At 72.0% G+C, this 17,407-nt stretch carries 16 protein-coding genes; 8 read left to right on the top strand and 8 right to left on the bottom strand.

The window, feature by feature from the left end; translation table 11 throughout:
• A partial coding sequence (locus AOM07_RS13270; protein WP_228374464.1) for a helix-turn-helix domain-containing protein occupies positions 1 to 553 on the bottom strand: 553 nt, incomplete at its 3' end.
• Positions 554 to 1,007: 454 nt separating this feature from the next.
• Here AOM07_RS13270 and AOM07_RS13265 point away from each other — a divergent pair.
• On the top strand, positions 1,008 to 3,467 hold the full coding sequence (locus AOM07_RS13265) for a phosphoketolase family protein (RefSeq protein WP_082101334.1): 2,460 nt from the start codon (positions 1,008 to 1,010) through the stop codon (positions 3,465 to 3,467).
• A gap of 128 nt (positions 3,468 to 3,595) precedes the next feature.
• Positions 3,596 to 4,555, top strand: a complete 960-nt coding sequence (locus tag AOM07_RS13260) for a zinc-binding dehydrogenase (protein WP_062314591.1) — start codon at positions 3,596 to 3,598, stop codon at positions 4,553 to 4,555.
• 6 nt (positions 4,556 to 4,561) lie between these two features.
• On the opposite strand, the gene AOM07_RS13255 is transcribed toward AOM07_RS13260, so the two are convergent.
• Positions 4,562 to 4,948, bottom strand: coding sequence for a DUF3054 domain-containing protein (locus tag AOM07_RS13255; RefSeq protein ID WP_062314589.1), 387 nt, complete (start codon positions 4,946 to 4,948; stop codon positions 4,562 to 4,564).
• Positions 4,945 to 5,637, bottom strand: coding sequence for a glutamine amidotransferase-related protein (locus AOM07_RS13250; RefSeq protein WP_062314586.1), 693 nt, complete (start codon positions 5,635 to 5,637; stop codon positions 4,945 to 4,947). Before AOM07_RS13250 ends, AOM07_RS13255 begins: the two co-directional genes overlap by 4 nt.
• Before the next feature lie 60 nt (positions 5,638 to 5,697).
• On the opposite strand from AOM07_RS13250, the gene AOM07_RS13245 reads away from it, so the two are divergent.
• From AOM07_RS13245 to AOM07_RS13235, 3 genes are all read left to right on the top strand, one after another.
• On the top strand, positions 5,698 to 7,539 hold the full coding sequence (locus AOM07_RS13245; RefSeq protein ID WP_062314584.1) for an ABC-F family ATP-binding cassette domain-containing protein: 1,842 nt from the start codon (positions 5,698 to 5,700) through the stop codon (positions 7,537 to 7,539).
• Positions 7,540 to 7,604: 65 nt separating this feature from the next.
• Positions 7,605 to 8,675, top strand: coding sequence for a malate dehydrogenase (locus tag AOM07_RS13240; protein WP_062314581.1), 1,071 nt, complete (start codon positions 7,605 to 7,607; stop codon positions 8,673 to 8,675).
• Positions 8,672 to 9,127 carry a hypothetical protein gene (locus AOM07_RS13235; protein ID WP_062314578.1) on the top strand — a complete coding sequence of 152 codons (456 nt, stop codon included), beginning with the start codon at positions 8,672 to 8,674 and terminating at the stop codon, positions 9,125 to 9,127. Before AOM07_RS13240 ends, AOM07_RS13235 begins: the two co-directional genes overlap by 4 nt.
• 46 nt (positions 9,128 to 9,173) lie before the next feature.
• Here AOM07_RS13235 and AOM07_RS13230 read toward each other — a convergent pair whose 3' ends face one another.
• Together AOM07_RS13230 and AOM07_RS13225 are read right to left on the bottom strand one after the other, a co-directional pair.
• Entirely contained in the window at positions 9,174 to 10,268 is a 1,095-nt protein-coding gene (locus AOM07_RS13230; RefSeq protein WP_062314576.1) for an NAD(P)-dependent alcohol dehydrogenase, read from the bottom strand.
• Positions 10,269 to 10,431: 163 nt separating this feature from the next.
• Positions 10,432 to 11,556 carry a GuaB3 family IMP dehydrogenase-related protein gene (locus AOM07_RS13225; RefSeq protein ID WP_062314607.1) on the bottom strand — a complete coding sequence of 375 codons (1,125 nt, stop codon included), beginning with the start codon at positions 11,554 to 11,556 and terminating at the stop codon, positions 10,432 to 10,434.
• Positions 11,557 to 11,676: 120 nt separating this feature from the next.
• On the opposite strand from AOM07_RS13225, the gene AOM07_RS13220 reads away from it, so the two are divergent.
• The gene (locus AOM07_RS13220; RefSeq protein WP_062314574.1) at positions 11,677 to 12,444 is read left to right on the top strand and encodes an exonuclease domain-containing protein; all 768 of its coding nucleotides are present in this window, start codon (positions 11,677 to 11,679) and stop codon (positions 12,442 to 12,444) included.
• A gap of 147 nt (positions 12,445 to 12,591) precedes the next feature.
• Positions 12,592 to 13,869: a Glu/Leu/Phe/Val family dehydrogenase gene (locus tag AOM07_RS13215; RefSeq protein ID WP_062314572.1), complete on the top strand. Its 1,278-nt coding sequence runs from the start codon at positions 12,592 to 12,594 to the stop codon at positions 13,867 to 13,869.
• A gap of 147 nt (positions 13,870 to 14,016) precedes the next feature.
• Here the strand turns inward: AOM07_RS13215 and AOM07_RS13210 are convergent, their stop codons facing one another.
• Both AOM07_RS13210 and guaB read right to left on the bottom strand, forming a co-directional pair.
• A complete protein-coding gene (locus tag AOM07_RS13210; RefSeq protein ID WP_062314569.1) occupies positions 14,017 to 14,766 on the bottom strand; it encodes a TSUP family transporter in 750 nt (249 codons plus the stop codon).
• Between the two features lie 18 nt (positions 14,767 to 14,784).
• Positions 14,785 to 16,296 (bottom strand): IMP dehydrogenase, encoded by a 1,512-nt coding sequence (guaB, locus tag AOM07_RS13205; protein ID WP_062314566.1) that lies wholly within the window; start codon positions 16,294 to 16,296, stop codon positions 14,785 to 14,787.
• 210 nt (positions 16,297 to 16,506) lie between these two features.
• On the opposite strand from guaB, the gene AOM07_RS13200 reads away from it, so the two are divergent.
• The gene (locus AOM07_RS13200) at positions 16,507 to 16,797 is read left to right on the top strand and encodes a WhiB family transcriptional regulator (RefSeq protein ID WP_062314605.1); all 291 of its coding nucleotides are present in this window, start codon (positions 16,507 to 16,509) and stop codon (positions 16,795 to 16,797) included.
• Between the two features lie 155 nt (positions 16,798 to 16,952).
• Here AOM07_RS13200 and groES read toward each other — a convergent pair whose 3' ends face one another.
• Positions 16,953 to 17,246, bottom strand: coding sequence for a co-chaperone GroES (gene groES / locus AOM07_RS13195; RefSeq protein ID WP_062314564.1), 294 nt, complete (start codon positions 17,244 to 17,246; stop codon positions 16,953 to 16,955).
• Positions 17,247 to 17,407 lie beyond the last annotated feature (161 nt).

The following is a 17,407-nucleotide window of genomic DNA, read 5'->3' as shown; positions in this document are numbered from 1 at the left end:
CGTAGATCGCCTGGTAGATCGTCTCGTGGCTCACGCGCATGCTCTCGTCGCTGGGATACTCGTCGATCAGAGCGTGACAGATCTGCTCCGGCGACCACTTCAGGCGCAGCTTCTCCACCACGAAGTCCCGCAACGGGCCAGGATGCGCGAGCTTCGACTCCTTGGGCCGGGTCCGGCTGGCCGCCCATGAGCGCTGCGCCGCATGAGGACGGTACAAGCGGTCGGTGCTGCGGTTGTCGATCTCGCGTTTGATGGTCGACGCCGGCCGACCCAGCTCCCGCCCGATCGCCCGCAGCGACCAGCCCTGGCGCTTCAGGTCCGCGATCGTCTCCCGGTCGACGATGGTCAGGAACCGAGGATCCAGCACCGCCTCAACAGCAGCCACGGACAGCTGGGGCGTAGCGGACGTGTAGGTCGTCATACCCGTCTTGTAGTCGATGAAGCGGCCATCGGGATAAAGGCGCGTGCCATTGGACTTCACGACGCCTCGGTCCCACTCCTCGGCGGTGCGCTCATGCGCGCCAACCCGGGCGGCAGCGACGCTGCGCCGCACCCCGGCAGCACGCAGCCGCTCATACTCGGCCCGTCCCGGATGGGGGCCCGTGCCCGGCGTTCCACGACCGCGCACACCTGCCTTCCGTGCCCATCCATACGCCGTGTTCCGGCTCACGCCAACAGCACGAGCAGCCGCCGTGATATTGCCCTCGTGCAATTCCAGCACGTCAAAGAACTGGACTCTCAACTCCTCAAACGACACGATCCCCGCAACTCCCTGAAGTCAGGGTGTTGCGGGGATCGTTAGAACCGACCGAGGGGGCCGGCCCTCGTCGCGTCTCACCGCCCTGCACCGCCCTCCATGGAACCGGGCAGCCGAAGGGCGCCGGGGACGATGCGACGGTCACCGGATGCCGCATCGTTCACCGGCGATTCGCATACGAATCAGGACCTTCGCCGCGCCGTGTGAACGTTCACCATGGAATGCTGAACGGGTACCCGAGATGGAGGAAATGATGGCACCGACGCCCTGGTCCCCCCGCACTGCGGATTCCGTCACCGACGCCGAGGTCGAGGCCATCGACCTGTGGTGGCGCACGGCCAACTACATGTCCGTTGGCCAGATCTACCTGCTCGACAACCCGCTCCTGCGCGAGCCGCTGCACCGCGACCACGTGAAGAAGCGCCTCGTGGGCCACTGGGGCACCACCCCGGGCCTCAACTTCATCTACACGCACCTCAACCGCATGATCTCGACGCGCCAGCAGCCGACGATGTACATCATCGGCCCCGGCCACGGCGGCCCCGGCCTCGTCGCGGCGAGCTACCTCGAGGGCACCTACAACGAGACCTACCCGGAGATCTCCGAGGACGAGCGCGGCCTGCAGCGCCTCTTCAAGCAGTTCTCCTTCCCGGGCGGCATCCCCTCGCACGTCGCGCCCGAGACCCCCGGCTCGATCCACGAGGGCGGCGAGCTCGGCTACGCCCTCTCGCACGCGTACGGCGCGGCCTTCGACAACCCGGACCTGCTGGTCGCGGCGGTCGTCGGCGACGGCGAGGCCGAGACCGGCCCCCTCGCGACGAGCTGGCACTCGAACAAGTTCATCAACCCCGCCACCGACGGCGTGGTCCTCCCGATCCTGCACCTCAACGGCTACAAGATCGCCAACCCGACCGTCCTCGCGCGCATCGGCGACGAGGAGCTCGAGGCGCTCATGGTCGGCTACGGCCACAAGCCGCACTTCTTCACCGCCGGCTTCGACGACGAGTCGCCCGCCTCGTTCCACCGCCGCTACGCGGAGCTCATGGACGAGGTCATGGACGAGATCGCGGCGATCAAGGCCGAGGCCAAGGCGAATCCCGCCATGGACCGCCCCAAGTGGCCCATGATCGTGCTGCGCACCCCCAAGGGCTGGACCTGCCCGCCGTCGATCGACGGCAAGCGCACCGAGGGCTCGTGGCGCGCGCACCAGGTGCCGCTGTCCAACGCCCGCGACACCGACGACCACCTCCACACCCTCGAGGCGTGGCTCCAGTCGTACGGCCCGGACGACCTCTTCGACGAGGACGGCGTGGTCCGCCCCGAGGTCCTCAGCGTGGTGCCCGAGGGCGAGCTGCGGATGTCGGCCCGCCCCGAGGCGAACGGCGGCCTGCTCATGCAGGACCTGGTGATGCCGGACTACCGCGACTTCGCGGTCGACGTGCCCTCCCCGGGCGCCGAGATCGGCGAGGCGACCCGCACGCTCGGCAACTTCCTGCGCGAGGTCATGCGCAACAACCCCGACAACTTCCGCATCTTCGCGCCCGACGAGCTCGCCTCGAACCGCATCCAGGCGGTCCTCGACGTGACCCAGAAGGTGTGGAACGCGGAGATCGACCCCGACGACGGCCCCATGGGCCACGACGGCCGCGTGGTCGAGATGCTGTCCGAGCACCAGTGCCAGGGCTGGCTCGAGGCCTACAACCTCACCGGCCGCCACGGCCTGTTCACCAGCTACGAGGCCTTCATCCACATCGTCGACTCGATGTTCAACCAGCACGCGAAGTGGCTCAAGGTCGCGCACGAGCTGCCGTGGCGCCGGCCCATCCCGTCGCTCAACTACCTGCTGTCCTCGCACGTGTGGCGCCAGGACCACAACGGCTTCTCGCACCAGGACCCGGGCTTCATCGACCACGTGGTGAACAAGAAGGCCGAGGTCGTGCGCGTCTACCTGCCGGCCGACGCCAACACGCTGCTCGCGACCTACGACCACTGCCTCCGCTCGCGCGACCGCGTCAACGTGGTCGTCGCCGGCAAGCAGCCGCAGGCCCAGTGGCTCACCATCGAGGAGGCGGAGAACCACTTCGCCCGCGGCGCCGGCATCTGGGAGTTCGCGTCGAACGTGCCGCTCGGCGAGGAGCCCGACGTGGTGATGTGCGGCATCGGCGACGTGCCCACGATGGAGGTGCTCGCGGCGATCGACATCATCCGCGAGGAGCTGCCGGACCTCAAGGTCCGCATGGTCAACGTGGTCGACCTCATGCGCCTGCAGCCGGAGGAGGAGCACCCGCACGGCATGTCCGACCGGGAGTTCGACCAGCTGTTCACCACGGACAAGCCGATCATCATGAACTACCACGGCTACCCGTGGCTCATCCACCGCCTCACCTACCGCCGCAACGGCCACCCGAACCTGCACGTGCGCGGGTTCAAGGAGGAGGGCACCACCACCTCGCCGTTCGACATGGCGATGGTCAACGACATCGACCGCTTCCACCTGGTCATGGACGTCATCGACCGCGTCCCGTCGCTCGGCGGCCGCGCCGCCTCGCTGCGCCAGAAGCTGCAGGACAAGCGCTTCGAGGCCCAGCGCTACGCCTACGAGACCGGCGCCGACCTCCCCGAGGTCGCCGAGTGGGTCTGGTCCGGCGCCGGCACCGAGGTGCAGGCCAAGCTCTCGGGCGCCCTCGCGACCGACGGCGACAACGAGTAGGGACTCCTCTCCCGCTCTCCCGGAGGCCCCCGACGCTCAGGCGTCGGGGGCCTCCGCCCTTCCCCGGGGACGATGCGCGGGTGACCTCGGTCCCGACGCGCGCCCGCGCATCGTCCTAGGTTGGGAGCATGCTCGCCGCCTACGCCGCCCGCCTGTCCCCCGACGACCCCGTCAGCGCGCTCGAGGTGGGCGACCGCCCCGCCCCGGAGGCGCGCGAGCACTGGTCGACCGTCGAGGTGAGGGCCGCCTCGGTCAACCATCACGACGTGTGGAGCCTCAAGGGTGTGGGCCTCGCCGAGGCCCAGCTGCCGATGATCCTCGGCTGCGACGCCGCCGGGATCGCACCGGACGGCACCGAGGTGGTGGTGCACGGCGTCATCGGCGCGGACGGCCACGGCGTGGGCCCGCGCGAGCCCCGCAGCATCCTGTCGGAGCGCTACGCCGGCACCCTCGCGGAGCGGGTCGCGGTGCCCACCGCGAACCTGGTCCCCAAGCCCGCGGAGATCTCGTTCGAGGAGGCGGCCTGCCTGCCGACCGCGTGGCTCACCGCGTACCGGATGCTCTTCCACGGCGCGGACCTCAAGCCCGGGCAGTCCGTGCTCGTCCAGGGCGCCGGCGGCGGGGTCGCGAGCGCGGCCATCGCGCTCGGCGCCGCCGCAGGGCTCGAGGTGTTCGCGACCTCGCGGTCGGAGGCCAAGCGTGCCGCGGCGCTCGGGCTGGGCGCCGTGGCGGCCGTGGAGCCCGGCGCGCGCCTGCCGAGGCGCGTCGACGCCGTGGTCGAGACGGTCGGCCGGGCGACGTGGAAGCACTCGATCTCCTCGGTGCGCAACGGCGGCACCATCGCGATCGCGGGTCACACCACGGGTGACCCCGACCCCGCGCTGCTCACCCGGGTGTTCTTCCACGAGCTGCGCATCCAGGGCGTCACCATGGGCACCCGCGAGGACCTCGCCGCGCTCCTGGCCTTCCTGGCCCGCACGGGGCTGCGCCCGACCATCGACTCCACCTTCCCGCTGGCCGACGCGCGCGACGCGGTCGCGCGCGTGGCGTCGGGCGAGCAGTTCGGGAAGGTCGTCGTCACCGTCTGACGGGCGTCAGCCCTTGAGGCCCCGGCGCGTCGCGATCCAGCCCGACACCACGCGCCAGCCGATGAGCAAGGACGCGAGCACCGTCCCCGCGACGATGACGAACGACACCTGCACGCCCTGCCCGTAGACGACCCGCAGGACCATGCCGCCGACGAGCGTCGACGCCCACACGATCACCCCGGTGCGCCTCCAGTCGCACGGCCGCGTCCAGGCGCGCGCGATCACCCAGCCGAGCGCCGCGCCCGTGAGGAACGGCGACGCCGTGGTCGCCAGCCCGAGCCCGTTCTCGCCGAGGATGCCCTCGTCGTGGCTCGCCCGCCCGATCGCGGAGAACACCACGATCGCCCCCGCGTCGAGCGCCGCCGCGCCGATCGCCGCCTGCCTGAGGTTCATGCCCAACTCCCCTCCCACCCGCGCAGCCACTCCCGGACCATGAGGATCCCGGCCACCGCCGCATCGTCCCCCGCCGCGCGCGAGGCGGCACGCAGGTCGCCCGGAGCGATGCCCATGCCGCGCAGCTCGCCCGTGTGCCCGATGAGCCAGCGCTCGATCCGCTCGGCGTCGACCTCGGGGTGGAACTGCAACGCGAGGGCGCTGCCGATCGCGAAGGCCTGGCACGGCGTCGCGGGCGTCGAGGCGAGGACGGTCGCGGCCGGCGGCGGGACGATGGCGTCGCCGTGCCAGTGGAGGACCGGCGCGCCCGCAAGGTGGCGCAGCGGGGTGTCCGCGGCGGCCGGGGCCAGGTCCACGCTCCCCCAGCCGACCTCGGGCTCGCCGGGAGCGACGGATCCGCCGAGCGCGTGCGCGAGCAGCTGCGCGCCGAGGCACACGGCGAGCGTGGGCCGCCCCGCCTCGACGCGGGCCGCCAGCAGGGAGGCCTCCTCCGCGAGGACGGGGTAGTCGGCGACGTCGCCCGCTCCGACCGGTCCGCCCAGCACGATCCCGAGCTCCGCCGCGGCGAACGGCGCGAGGTCGTCGACGCCCGCGTCGAGGTAGACGATCTCGTAGCCGTGCGCGGTGATCTCGGCCTCCCAGATGCCGAGGTCCTCGAAGGCGACATGGCGGATCGCGACGCATCTCATGGCTGGGAGCCTAGGCCCCCTGCGGGCGAGCCTGCGCCGGGACGCGACTACCCTTGATGGGTGGCTCACCTGCTTGGCGCCGAGGCGCTTCACCTGGACTTCGGCACCGGACCGGTGCTCGGCTCGATCTCGATCGGGCTCGACGACGGCGACCGGATCGGCATGGTCGGCGCCAACGGCGCGGGCAAGTCCACGCTCCTCAAGGTGCTCGCGGGACGCGTCGAGCCCGATGACGGCCGCGTCACGATCGCGCGCGGCACCCGCATCGGCGTCCTCGACCAGTCCGACCACGTCGACGAGGCGCTCACCGTCGCGCAGGCGATCGTCGGCGACCGCGACGAGCACGAGTGGGCCGCGGACCCGCGCGTCCGCGACATCATGTCCGGCCTCGTGCCCGACATCGCCGCGGACGCGGTCGTCGGCGACCTCTCGGGAGGGCAGCAGCGCCGCGTCGCCCTCGCGCACGTGCTCGTGGGCGACCACGACGCGATCTTCCTCGACGAGCCCACCAACCACCTCGACGTCGAGGGCGTGACGTGGCTCGCCGAGCACCTCAAGCGCCGCTGGCCGGCCAGCCGCGGCGCGCTGCTCGTCGTCACGCACGACCGCTGGTTCCTCGACGAGGTGTCGACCCGGACGTGGGAGGTGCATGACGGCGAGGTCGACATGTACGAGGGCGGCTACGCCGCGTACGTGCTCCAGCGCGTCGAGCGCGACCGCATCGCCGCCGTGACCGAGCAGCGCCGCCAGAACCTCATGCGCAAGGAGCTCGCGTGGCTGCGCCGCGGTGCCCCCGCGCGCACCTCGAAGCCGAAGTTCCGCATCGACGCCGCGAACGCGCTCATCGCGGACGTGCCGCCCATCCGCGACACGGTCAAGCTCCACCGCATGGCCGCCGCGCGCCTGGGCAAGGACGTGGTCGAGCTGGTCCGCGTGGGCGTCAGCTACGGCGACAAGGAGGTCATCCGCGACCTCGACTTCAACCTCGGCCCCGGCGACCGCATCGGCCTCCTGGGCGAGAACGGCGCGGGCAAGTCGACCCTGCTGCGCCTCATCACAGGCGAGCAGGAGCCCACCTCCGGCCGCGTGAAGACCGGCATGACGGTGCGCGTCGCGCAGCTGAGCCAGCAGCTCGCGGAGCTCGAGGACCTGGCCGACGAGCGCGTGTCCGCCGTGGTCAAGCAGTACTCGTCGATCCAGCTGAGCGACGGCCAGGAGATGACGCCCAGCCAGCTGCTCGAGCGCATGGGCTTCACGTCGGCGCAGCTCAAGACCCCCGTCGGACGCCTGTCCGGCGGCCAGCGCCGCCGCCTCCAGCTGCTCGTCGTGCTGCTGAGCGAGCCGAACGTGCTCGTCCTCGACGAGCCCACCAACGATCTCGACACCGACATGCTCGCCGCGCTCGAGGACCTGCTCGACTCGTGGCCGGGCACGCTCGTCGTGGTGAGCCACGACCGCTACCTCATGGAGCGCATCACCGACACGCAGTACGCGGTCGTCGATGGCGGCCTGCGCCACCTCCCCGGCGGCGTCGACGAGTACGTCGAGCTGTCCCGCGAGCGCCGCGCCGGCACCTCCGGCATCGGCACCTTCGGCCAGGGGGACGATGCGGCGGCCACCGTGCGCGCGGCCTTCCCCGGCGCGGTGGAGACCCCCGTATCGTCCGCGGCGCCCGCGCTCTCCGGCGCCGAGCGCCGCGCGGTCGAGAAGGAGCTCAAGGCGGTCGAGCGCCGGATGGCGAAGATCCAGGAGCTCACCGAGGGCATGCACAACGAGATGGCGATGCACGACCAGTCGGACTTCGCCGGCCTCTCGACGCGCATGAAGGCGCTGCAGGAGCTCGCGGACGAGAACGCGGAGCTCGAGGAGCGCTGGCTGGAGCTGTCCGAGCAGCTGGGCTGAGCCCTCCCCAGCGATCCCGCGGAGCGTGCATCCGCGCGAAACATCCCCCGCGTACCCTCGTGGGCATGGATGTGGCGATCGTCGGAGCGACCGGGGATGTCGGCAGGGCGATCTGCGGGCAGCTCATCGAGCGCGGGGAGCTGGGGCCCACGTCGCGGCTCCAGCTCGTGGGCCGGCCCGGCGGGTCCTCGGGCGACGCGGTGCACGGGCTGCGGGTCGACCTCATCGACGCGCACGACGAGCACGCCCCCCACATCGACGTCGCGACCCGCCCCGCGGACGTGGTCGCGGACGTCATCGTGATGACCGCGGGACGCACGCTCCCCACCGGCACGGGGCAGCCCATCGACCGCGACAAGCTGGCCGCGGACAACCGCCGCGTCTTCGAGCAGTACGCGGACGCGATCGCCGCGTACGGCAGCGGCCACGAGGTCGTCATCGTGGTGTCCAACCCCGTCGAGCTCGCGGTCGAGGTCTTTGCGCGCCGGCTGGGCAGGCATCGGGTCATCGGCATGGGCGCATGGCTCGACACGCTGCGCTTCCGCCGCGAGATCGCCGCGACGCTGGGCATCCGCCGTCACCGCGTCGGCGGCTTCGTCGCGGGCCAGCACGGCGACCGCATGGTGCCGCTGTGGTCCACGGTCCGGCTGCGCGGGCTCGACCCCGACGAGCGGACCGAGATCGTCGACCGGCTCCGCGGGGACCGCACGCTCGCATCGTTCGCCTCCGAGGTGCGGGCGGCCAAGCAGCGCATCGCGGACACGCCGGACGTCGCCGCGGCCTTCGCCGCCGTCGACTCCTTCCCGCCGGACATCCAGGCGGTCATCCGCCCCTACCTCACGCATCAGAGCGGCGCGAAGACCGCCCACGGCACCGCGAACGCGACCGTGGACCTCGTGCGCACCGTGCTCGACGGCCGCGACATCGTGGTCGCCGGGCAGGTGCTGCTCGACGGCGAGATCGAGCTGGGCGGGAACCCGTGGCACGGCGTGATCGGGGTGCCGGTCGCGGTCGGCCCGGACGGGTGGTCGCAGGTGATGCTCGACGACCTCGCGCCCGACGAGTCGCGCGCCCTGTGGGAGGTCGCGCAGTCGATCAACGAGTCCCTCGTGGCCTGGGGCGGGGGTGCGCCATGAGCACGATCACCCAGCGCTGGTTCGCCTTCGTCGAGGTCGAGGACCGCAGCGGCGCGTCCGCCGCCCTCACCGGCGTGTTCTCCGAGCGGGGCGTGAGCTTCGGGTCGATCTCGACGCTCGACGTCCACGCCGGTCTCGGCACCATGTCCGTCGAGTTCGCGGCCTCCGAGCGCCTCGCGCAGGTGCTGGTGCGCACGCTCGAGCGGCTGGCCGTCGTGCGGTCGGTCGCGCTCATCCGGGCGGACGATGCGCGGGTGCAGGCGGTCGCGGTCCTCACCGACGTGCCCGCGGACCTCGCCGTCGAGCCGACGGTGAGCGTGCATCGTCACGGCGACGGCGACGCCGCGGTGACGATGCTCGCCGGCCCGCTGCCCGCGGTGAGCGCCGCGGTCGCCTCGCTGCGCGGGCGGGACGCGACGGTCGAGGCCCTCACGGTCCTGCCGCCGCGCTGACGACCCGAGCGCCCGGGCGATCGCTCACCCGGGCGCCGCGCCTCGGCTAGACCGCCGCCAGCGCGTCGGCCGACGCGACCCCGGCCTCGGCGGATGCGGGATGCGGCACCACGACCGCACGGCCCAGCAGCGTGCCCTTCTCCAGGTGCTCGTAGGCGGTCAGCGCCTCGTCGATCCCGAAGGTCGTGACGTCGACCTCGAGGTGGCCGTCGCGGTACAGCGCGGCGAGCTCGTGGAGCTCCTCCATGGTGCCCCAGTAGGTGTTGGTCAGCTCGGCCTCGTAGGGGTTCGAGTAGAAGTCCCACTGGACCGGGCCGCCCGCGATCCCGACGACCGTGATGCGCCCCTGCTTCGCGACCACCTGCTGCGCGAGCCGGATCGTGGGGGTGAGGCCCACGAAGTCGAAGACGGCGTCGACGCCCTTGCCGCCGGTGAGCTCGCGGATGCGCGCCGCCTGCTCGTCCCCCGCGGGGACCGTGACCGCGCCGCGGGACTCGGCGAGCATCATCGCGTCCGTCTTCATGTCCGTCGCGATGACCGTCGCCGCGGTGGTCGCCTTGAGGATCTGGACCGCGAGCTGCCCCAGGCCGCCCAGGCCGATGACGAGCGCCGTCTTGCCGCCGCCCGCGAGCTTGGGGAGGGCCAGCTTGATCGCGTGGTACGGCGTGAGGCCCGCGTCCGCGAGGGGAGCGGCGGCCACCGGGTCGGCGTCGCCGAGCGGCACGAGGTTGCGCGCGGGCACCGTCATGTACTCCGCCATGCCGCCGTCGCGGCCGAGGCCGGAGGCGAGGAACGGCGTCTGCGCGGCGTTCTCGCAGTAGGTGTCCTGCCCGCGCGAGCACGCCGGGCAGTGGCCGCAGCCCATCGGCCCGTACACGAGGTACGCGTCGCCCTGGGTGAGGCCCAGCACGCCCTCGCCGACCTCCTCGATCCAGCCGGCCGTCTCGTGGCCGAGGGTGTACGCGGGCGCGAGCTGGGGGCCCACGGTCGTCTCGTCGAACTGCTCGTAGACGGCGACGTCGCTGTGGCAGGCGCCCGCGCCTGCCACCTTGAGCAGCACCTCGCCCGGGCCGGGGGTGGGCCGGTCGATCTCCTGCAGGGACGGCTTGGTCTTCCAGTCGGTGAACCGCAGCGCCTTCATCGGGGGACTCCTTCGCGGCGCCCAGGGACGGATGCGGCACGGTCGCGGCGCCATTGATTGACACGTGTCATGTAGATGATGACACGAGCTCCGCCCGCGATATTCCCCGGCACGCGAGAGCGCCCGGGCGATCGCTCGCCCGGGCGCTCTCGAAGGGTGCCTGTCAGCCCGCCTGGTAGGGGCTCACGACGATGTCGACGCGCTGGAACTCCTTGAGGTCCGAGTAGCCGGTGGTGGCCATCGACCGCCGCAGCGCGCCCATGAGGTTGGACGTGCCGTCCGCGTGGGTGCCGGGGCCGAAGAGGATCTCGTCGAGCGCGCCGGTGGTGCCCACGTGGACCCGCTCCCCGCGCGGCAGCTCGGGGTGGTGCGCCTCGGGGCCCCAGTGGAAGCCCGCGCCCGGCGCCTCCTCGGCGCGCGCGAGGGCGGCGCCGAGCATGATGGCGTCCGCGCCGCACGCGATCGCCTTGACGATGTCGCCCGAGCGGCCCAGGCCGCCGTCCGCGATGACGTGGACGTAGCGGCCGCCGGACTCGTCGAGGTAGTCGCGGCGCGCGGCGGCCACGTCGGACACCGCGGTCGCCATGGGCGCGTGGATGCCGAGCGTGGTACGCGTGGTCTGGGCGGCCCCGCCGCCGAAGCCGACGAGCACGCCCGCGGCGCCGGTGCGCATGAGGTGCAGCGCGGCTTGGTAGGTCGAGGCGCCGCCGACGATGACCGGCACGTCGAGGTCGTAGATGAACTTCTTGAGGTTGAGCGGCTCGGCGCCGTCCGAGACGTGCTCGGCGGACACCGTGGTGCCGCGGATGACGAAGAGGTCGACGCCGGCCTTGAGCACCGTCTCGTAGTGCTCCTGCGTGCGCTGCGGGCTCAGCGCGCCCGCGACCACCACGCCCGCCGCGCGGATCTCCTGGAGCCGCGCGGTGATGAGCTCGTCCTTGATGGGCTCGCGGTAGATCTCCTGCATGCGCGCGGTCGCGGCCTCAGGCTCCAGCGCCGCGATCTCCTCGAGCATGGCGCTGGGGTCCTCGTAGCGCGTCCACACGCCCTCGAGGTCGAGCACGCCGAGGCCGCCCGCGTTGCCCAGCGCGATCGCGGTCGCGGGGCTCATCACCGAGTCCATCGGGGCGCCGATCACGGGGATCTCGAACTGGAATGCGTCGATCTGCCAGCCGAGGCTCACCACCTTGGGGTCGCGCGTGCGTCGCGACGGCACCACCGCGATGTCGTCGAAGGAGTAGGCACGGCGACCGCGCTTGCCGCGGCCGATCTCGATCTCGTTGCTCACGGGCTCCACCCTATCGTCCGGGTGGGACAGGGCGGCGGGACGATGCGCGGGGGACGGGGGCGCGCAGCGCCTGGGGACAACGTCGCACGGAAGGTCGGAGGGGCGTGCCAGGCTAGGACCATGAGCTGGCTCGACGAGACCATGGTGGGCTTCGACACCGAGACGACGGGCGTGTCCACCGCCCACGACCGCATCGTCACCGCCGCGGTCATCACGCGGCGGGGTGAGGACGTCACCACCCGCACCTGGCTGATCGACCCGGGCGTCGACATCCCCGCCTCCGCGAGCGCGGTGCACGGCATCTCCACGGAGAAGGCGCAGGCCGAGGGCGTGCAGCCGCCGGAGGCGCTCGAGGAGATCGCGACCGCCCTCGCGGACGCGCTCGACGCGGGCTTCCCGGTCGTGGCGTTCAACGCCCAGTTCGACCTCACCCTCCTGGAGCACGAGCTCGCGCGCCACGGCCTGCCGTCGCTCGCGTCGCGGCTCGACGGCGGCGAGGTGCGTCCCGTGGTGGACCCGCTGGTGCTCGACCGCAAGCTCGACCAGTACCGCAAGGGCAAGCGCAAGCTCATCGACCTGTGCACCATCTACGCGGTCAAGGTCGTCGCGGACGACCTCCACGCCGCGGATGCGGACGTGCTCGCCACGCTCGAGCTGGTCCACGCGCTCGCCGCCGCGCATCCCGCGATGCGCGACACCCCGCTCGACTCGCTGCACGACCTGCAGGCCGCCGCGCACCACGACTGGGCGGTGCGCTTCGGCGCCTGGCTCAAGTCCAAGGGCACCACGGACGACCTTCCTGACCCCATCTGGCCCGTCGCGGAGCCGGCGCTCGCCGCCGCGTCGGCCGGGGCACCCGACGAGGACGACGCGGGCACGCTGTTCTGACCGCCGCATCGTCCCGCGCCTAGCGCAACGGAGGCCCGGCCCCCGCTGTACGCGTGGGCCAGCCGTGCGTCGTCGCCTGGCCCACGCGGCGTACGGGCCGCCCTCCGGACGGGGTTACTGTCATGGGACACACCTCTGGAGGTCACAATGACGTGGTCCACCACCACGACGGCCACCCCTACCGGGGCCGGCCCCCTCGCGGACGCGCTCGCACAGCTCGAGTCGGCGCTCGCACACCTGGGCTTCAACGGCGGAACCCGCCAGATGCTCTCGACCCCGCGACGGGAGCTCATGGTGAGCGTCCCGCTCCGCCGTGACGACGGCTCGATCGCGGTCTACTCGGGCTACCGCGTGCAGCACAACTTCTCGCGCGGCCCCGCCAAGGGCGGCCTCCGCTTCGCCGCCAACGTCGACCTCGACGAGGTCCGCGCGCTCGCCATGTGGATGACCTGGAAGTGCGCGCTCGTGGACGTGCCGTACGGCGGCGCGAAGGGCGGCATCGCGATCGACCCGCGCGAGCACTCGCTCGCGGAGCTCGAGCGCGTCACGCGACGCTACACGTCGGAGATCCTGCCGATCATCGGGCCCACCAAGGACATCCCCGCGCCGGACATCGGCACCGACGAGCGGACGATGGCCTGGATGATGGACACCTACTCGGCCGCGATGGGTCACACGGTCCCCGGCGTCGTCACCGGCAAGCCCGTGAGCCTGGGCGGCTCGCTCGGCCGGGCCGCGGCCACGTCGCGCGGCGTCGCCCACATCGCGCTCATGGCGATGGCCTCGCACGGGCTCGACCCGGCGCGCACCACCGCCTCGGTGCAGGGCTTCGGCAAGGTCGGCCGCGACGCGGCCCGCTTCCTCGCCGCGGCCGGCGTCAAGGTCCTCGCCGTGTCCGACATCGACGGCGCCATCTACGACGAGCGCGGCCTCGACATCGGCCGCCTCGCGGAGCACGTCGACGCGACCGGCTCGGTCGCGGGCTTCGAGGGCACCGAGCAGATCGACCCGGGCTCGATCCTCACGCTCGACGTCGACGTGGTGGTCCCGGCCGCGGTCGAGGGCGTCCTCACCGGCGACAACGCCGGGAAGGTGCAGGCGAAGATCATCGTCGAGGGCGCGAACGGCCCCACCACCCGCGAGGCCGACGCGATCCTTGCCGACAAGGACGTCCTCGTCGTGCCCGACATCCTCGCGAACGCGGGCGGCGTGGTCGTGTCCTACTTCGAGTGGGTGCAGGCCAACCAGGCGTACCAGTGGTCGGAGCGGGACGTGAACGACCGCCTCGAGGAGCGCATGACCCGCGCGTGGCACGACGTGGTCGACTACTCGACGGCCCACGGCCTGTCCTATCGCGAGGCCGCCACCGCCCTCGCGGTCCAGCGCGTCACGGAGGCCCACCGCCTGCGCGGCCTCTACCCCTGATCGGCGCCGGCCGCCCGCCACCCACCACCTCACGCAACCGGCGTATCAGACGCGACTCGACCGCATCGTGCCTGCTCACGGAGCACGAGACCGCTCCGGTACGCCGGTTGCGCACGGGTCGGCGGGGGCCGGGCCGGCCGGCGCGGCTCAGCCCAGCAGGTACCGCACCAGCATCGCGACGCTCACCACCACGATGAGCACCCGCAGCACCACGGGGTTCACCTTGAACAGCACGTGCGAGGCGACGTACGCCCCCACGAGCTGGCCGCCGATCATCGCGCCGCCCACCGCCCACGCCATCTGCCCGGCGAAGGCGAACACCAGCAGCGACGCGATGTTGGTCGCGAAGTTGAGCGTCTTGGCGACGGCCGTCGACCGCACGAGCGGGTACGCGCGCAGCGTCACGCCGGACAGCGCGAACAGCGAGCCGGTGCCGGGCCCGAACGCGCCGTCGTAGGCGCCGATCGCGGGAACCACGGTCGCCTCGTAGGGCGCGGCGCTCATGCGCTCGTGATCGGGCGGGTGGTGCGCCTTGGGCACGAACGCGAAGTACGCGGCGATGACCGCGAGCACCACGGGGATGACCACCCGCAGCGGCTCGGGGTCGGCGAACTGGATCGCCACCGACCCTGCCGCGGACCCGAGGAAGGCCCACAGCATCGGCCAGCGCGCATCGTCCCATCGCACGCGGCGGCGCCGGATCACCTGCCACGTCGCCATGCCGGTCCCGAAGGACCCCTGCAGCTTGTTGGTGCCGAGCGCCTGCAGCGGCGGCACGCCGGCGAGCAGGAGGGCGGGCAGCGTCAGCAGCCCTCCCCCGCCCGCGAGCGTGTCGAGGAACCCGGCGACCAGCGCGACGACCGCGAGGATCGCCAGCGTCTGCCAGGCGAGATCCACGCGCGGGCCGCGCCGCGCCTAGTTGCGACCGGCGTAGTTGGGCGCCTCGACGGTGATCTGCACGTCGTGCGGGTGCGACTCCTTGAGCCCCGCCGGCGTGATCCGCACGAACTTGCCCTTGGCCTGGAGCTCGGGGATCGAGCGGGCGCCCACGTAGAACATCGACTGGCCGAGGCCGCCGACGAGCTGGCGGACCACCGACGACAGCGGGCCCTTGTAGGGCACGCGACCCTCGATGCCCTCGGGGATGAGGTCGTCGTCGCTCGGGGCGTCGGCCTGGAAGTAGCGGTCCTTCGAGTACGAGACGCGGCCGCGGGACGCCATCGCGCCCATCGAGCCCATGCCGCGGTAGCTCTTGAACTGCTTGCCGTTGACGAGCACGAGGTCGCCGGGCGTCTCGGCGCAGCCCGCGAAGAGCGAGCCGAGCATGACGGACGATGCGCCGGCCACCATGGCCTTGGCGATGTCACCCGAGTACTGGAGGCCGCCGTCGGCGATGACGGGCACGCCGGACGGGTGCGCCGCCTTCCACGCCTCATGGACGGCGGTGATCTGGGGCACACCCACGCCGGCGACGACGCGGGTGGTGCAGATCGAGCCCGGACCGACGCCGACCTTGACGGCGTCGACGCCCGCGTCGACGAGCGCCTGCGCGCCCTCGCGGGTCGCGACGTTGCCGCCGATCACCTGGACGTGACGCGTCGCGGGGTCGGACTTGAGGCGCTGGATCATCTCGATCATCTTGCGCGCGTGACCGTGCGCGGTGTCGACGACGAGCGCGTCGACGTCGGCCTCGACGAGCGCGGTCGCGCGCTCCCACGCGTCGCCGTAGAAGCCGACCGCGGCGGCCACGCGGAGGCGGCCCTCGTCGTCCTTCGACGCCAGCGGGTACTTCTCGGTCTTGACGAAGTCCTTGACGGTGATGAGGCCCGTGAGTCGGCCGGAGTCGTCGACGAGCGGGAGCTTCTCGACGCGGTGCTTCGCGAGCAGCTCGGCGGCCTCGGCGTTGGAGACGCCCTCGCGCGCCGTGATGAGCGGCATCGGGGTCATCTGGTCCTTGACCAGGCGCGTCGCGAACTCGCTCGTGTTGACGAAGCGGAGGTCGCGGTTCGTGATGATGCCCACGAGGCGGTTGTCGCCGTCCACCACGGGGAGGCCGGAGACGCGGTACTTCGCGCACAGCGCGTCGAGCTCGGCGAGGGTCGCGTCGGGGCCCACGGTGACGGGATCGGTGATCATGCCCGACTCGGAGCGCTTGACGATCTCGACCTGGTGGGCCTGGTCCTCGATGGAGAGGTTGCGGTGCAGGACGCCGATGCCGCCGAGGCGGGCGAGCGCGATCGCGAGGCGCGCCTCGGTGACGGTGTCCATCGCCGCGGACAGCAGCGGCACGGCCACGGAGATGCCCTTGGTCAGCCGGGTGGTGGTGTCGACCTCGGACGGGATGACGTCCGACTCGCCCGGGAGGAGGAGCACGTCGTCGTAGGTGAGACCGGTGAAGGCGAAGGGATCGTTCTCGAGCGGAACCATTGGCACATTCTAGGCTGTCGGACCCACGGGAGAAACCAGGCAAATCGCCCCTTCCCATCGCCGTGACACGGTGTTATGAATGTCAGTGAGGGAGCGGCGACCGGAGGGCCACAAGCCCGAAGGGAGCGTTTGACCAGCACCGATGTTCGGCTTGGGTGGCAATGGGGCCATCTGGGGGCAGGCCGGCGAACGAACCCATGAGGGGGCGTGATGGAGGCCGCGGCGAAACTGCCCGCACCGACTCAGGATCAGTGGGAGTGGCAATACGAAGGCGCGTGCCGGGCCGCCGACCCGGACCTGTTCTTCCACCCGGAGGGCGAGCGCGGCGCTGCGCGACGTCGCCGGGCGGAGGCGGCCAAGGAGTTCTGCTCCGGATGCCCCGTGCTCGACACGTGCCGGGAGCGCTCGCTCCAGGCGCGCGAGCCCTTCGGGGTCTGGGGCGGGCTGAGCGAGGACGAGCGTCACGCCATCCTCGCCGGCCGCCTCAAGAAGGCGAGCTAGCCGGGCCCACGGCCGCGCATCGTCCACGGGGACGATGCGCGATGCCGGCGCACGTGAACCCGGCCGGGAACGGCTGGGGACGGGCGCGGCCTCGCCCGGGAACGCGGACGGGCCCCGGGGCTGTCGCCCCGGGGCCCGTCGCGTCTCGCGGCTGCTTAGCCGACGATGGCGAGCAGGTCGCGCGCCGAGAGGATGAGGTACTCCTCGCCGGCGTACTTGACCTCGGTGCCGCCGTACTTGCTGTAGATGACCTTGTCGCCGACGTTGACGTCGAGCGGGACACGGTTGCCGTTGTCGTCGATGCGACCCGGGCCGACCGCCACGACCTCGCCCTCCTGGGGCTTCTCCTTGGCGGTGTCAGGGATCACGAGGCCGGACGCCGTCGTGGTCTCGGCCGCGGCGGCCTTGACGACGACCTTGTCCTCCAGGGGCTTGATGGAGACCGACACTGCGGACCTCACCTTCCGTTCTCGAAGTTCGGGGTGCGGATCTGCGGGACCGCCGTCGCGGGGGTCGGTCCCAGGGATCCTTGCTCTTGCGAGCGGAATCAATCTAGCACTCGCGACAGGAGAGTGCTAACGAGAGGGCCGCTGTTCGCGGCGCGTGAAAG

This window comes from Demequina rhizosphaerae, from assembly GCF_000971255.1.
In the GTDB taxonomy this organism is placed as follows: domain Bacteria; phylum Actinomycetota; class Actinomycetes; order Actinomycetales; family Demequinaceae; genus Demequina; species Demequina rhizosphaerae.
Note: the sequence above shows the minus strand (reverse complement) of the source record. Positions and strands in the feature narration are given on the sequence as shown.

Bases quoted from the DNA above. Each gene is read 5' to 3' on its own strand.
- AOM07_RS13265 (WP_082101334.1), top strand. From the start codon at position 1,008: ATGATGGCACCGACGCCCTGGTCCCCCCGCACTGCGGATTCCGTCACC.
- AOM07_RS13260 (WP_062314591.1), top strand. From the start codon at position 3,596: ATGCTCGCCGCCTACGCCGCCCGCCTGTCCCCCGACGACCCCGTCAGC.
- AOM07_RS13255 (WP_062314589.1), bottom strand. From the start codon at position 4,948: ATGAACCTCAGGCAGGCGGCGATCGGCGCGGCGGCGCTCGACGCGGGG.
- AOM07_RS13250 (WP_062314586.1), bottom strand. From the start codon at position 5,637: ATGAGATGCGTCGCGATCCGCCATGTCGCCTTCGAGGACCTCGGCATC.
- AOM07_RS13240 (WP_062314581.1), top strand. From the start codon at position 7,605: ATGGATGTGGCGATCGTCGGAGCGACCGGGGATGTCGGCAGGGCGATC.
- AOM07_RS13235 (WP_062314578.1), top strand. From the start codon at position 8,672: ATGAGCACGATCACCCAGCGCTGGTTCGCCTTCGTCGAGGTCGAGGAC.
- AOM07_RS13230 (WP_062314576.1), bottom strand. From the start codon at position 10,268: ATGAAGGCGCTGCGGTTCACCGACTGGAAGACCAAGCCGTCCCTGCAG.
- AOM07_RS13220 (WP_062314574.1), top strand. From the start codon at position 11,677: ATGAGCTGGCTCGACGAGACCATGGTGGGCTTCGACACCGAGACGACG.
- AOM07_RS13215 (WP_062314572.1), top strand. From the start codon at position 12,592: ATGACGTGGTCCACCACCACGACGGCCACCCCTACCGGGGCCGGCCCC.
- guaB (WP_062314566.1), bottom strand. From the start codon at position 16,296: ATGGTTCCGCTCGAGAACGATCCCTTCGCCTTCACCGGTCTCACCTAC.
- AOM07_RS13200 (WP_062314605.1), top strand. From the start codon at position 16,507: ATGGAGGCCGCGGCGAAACTGCCCGCACCGACTCAGGATCAGTGGGAG.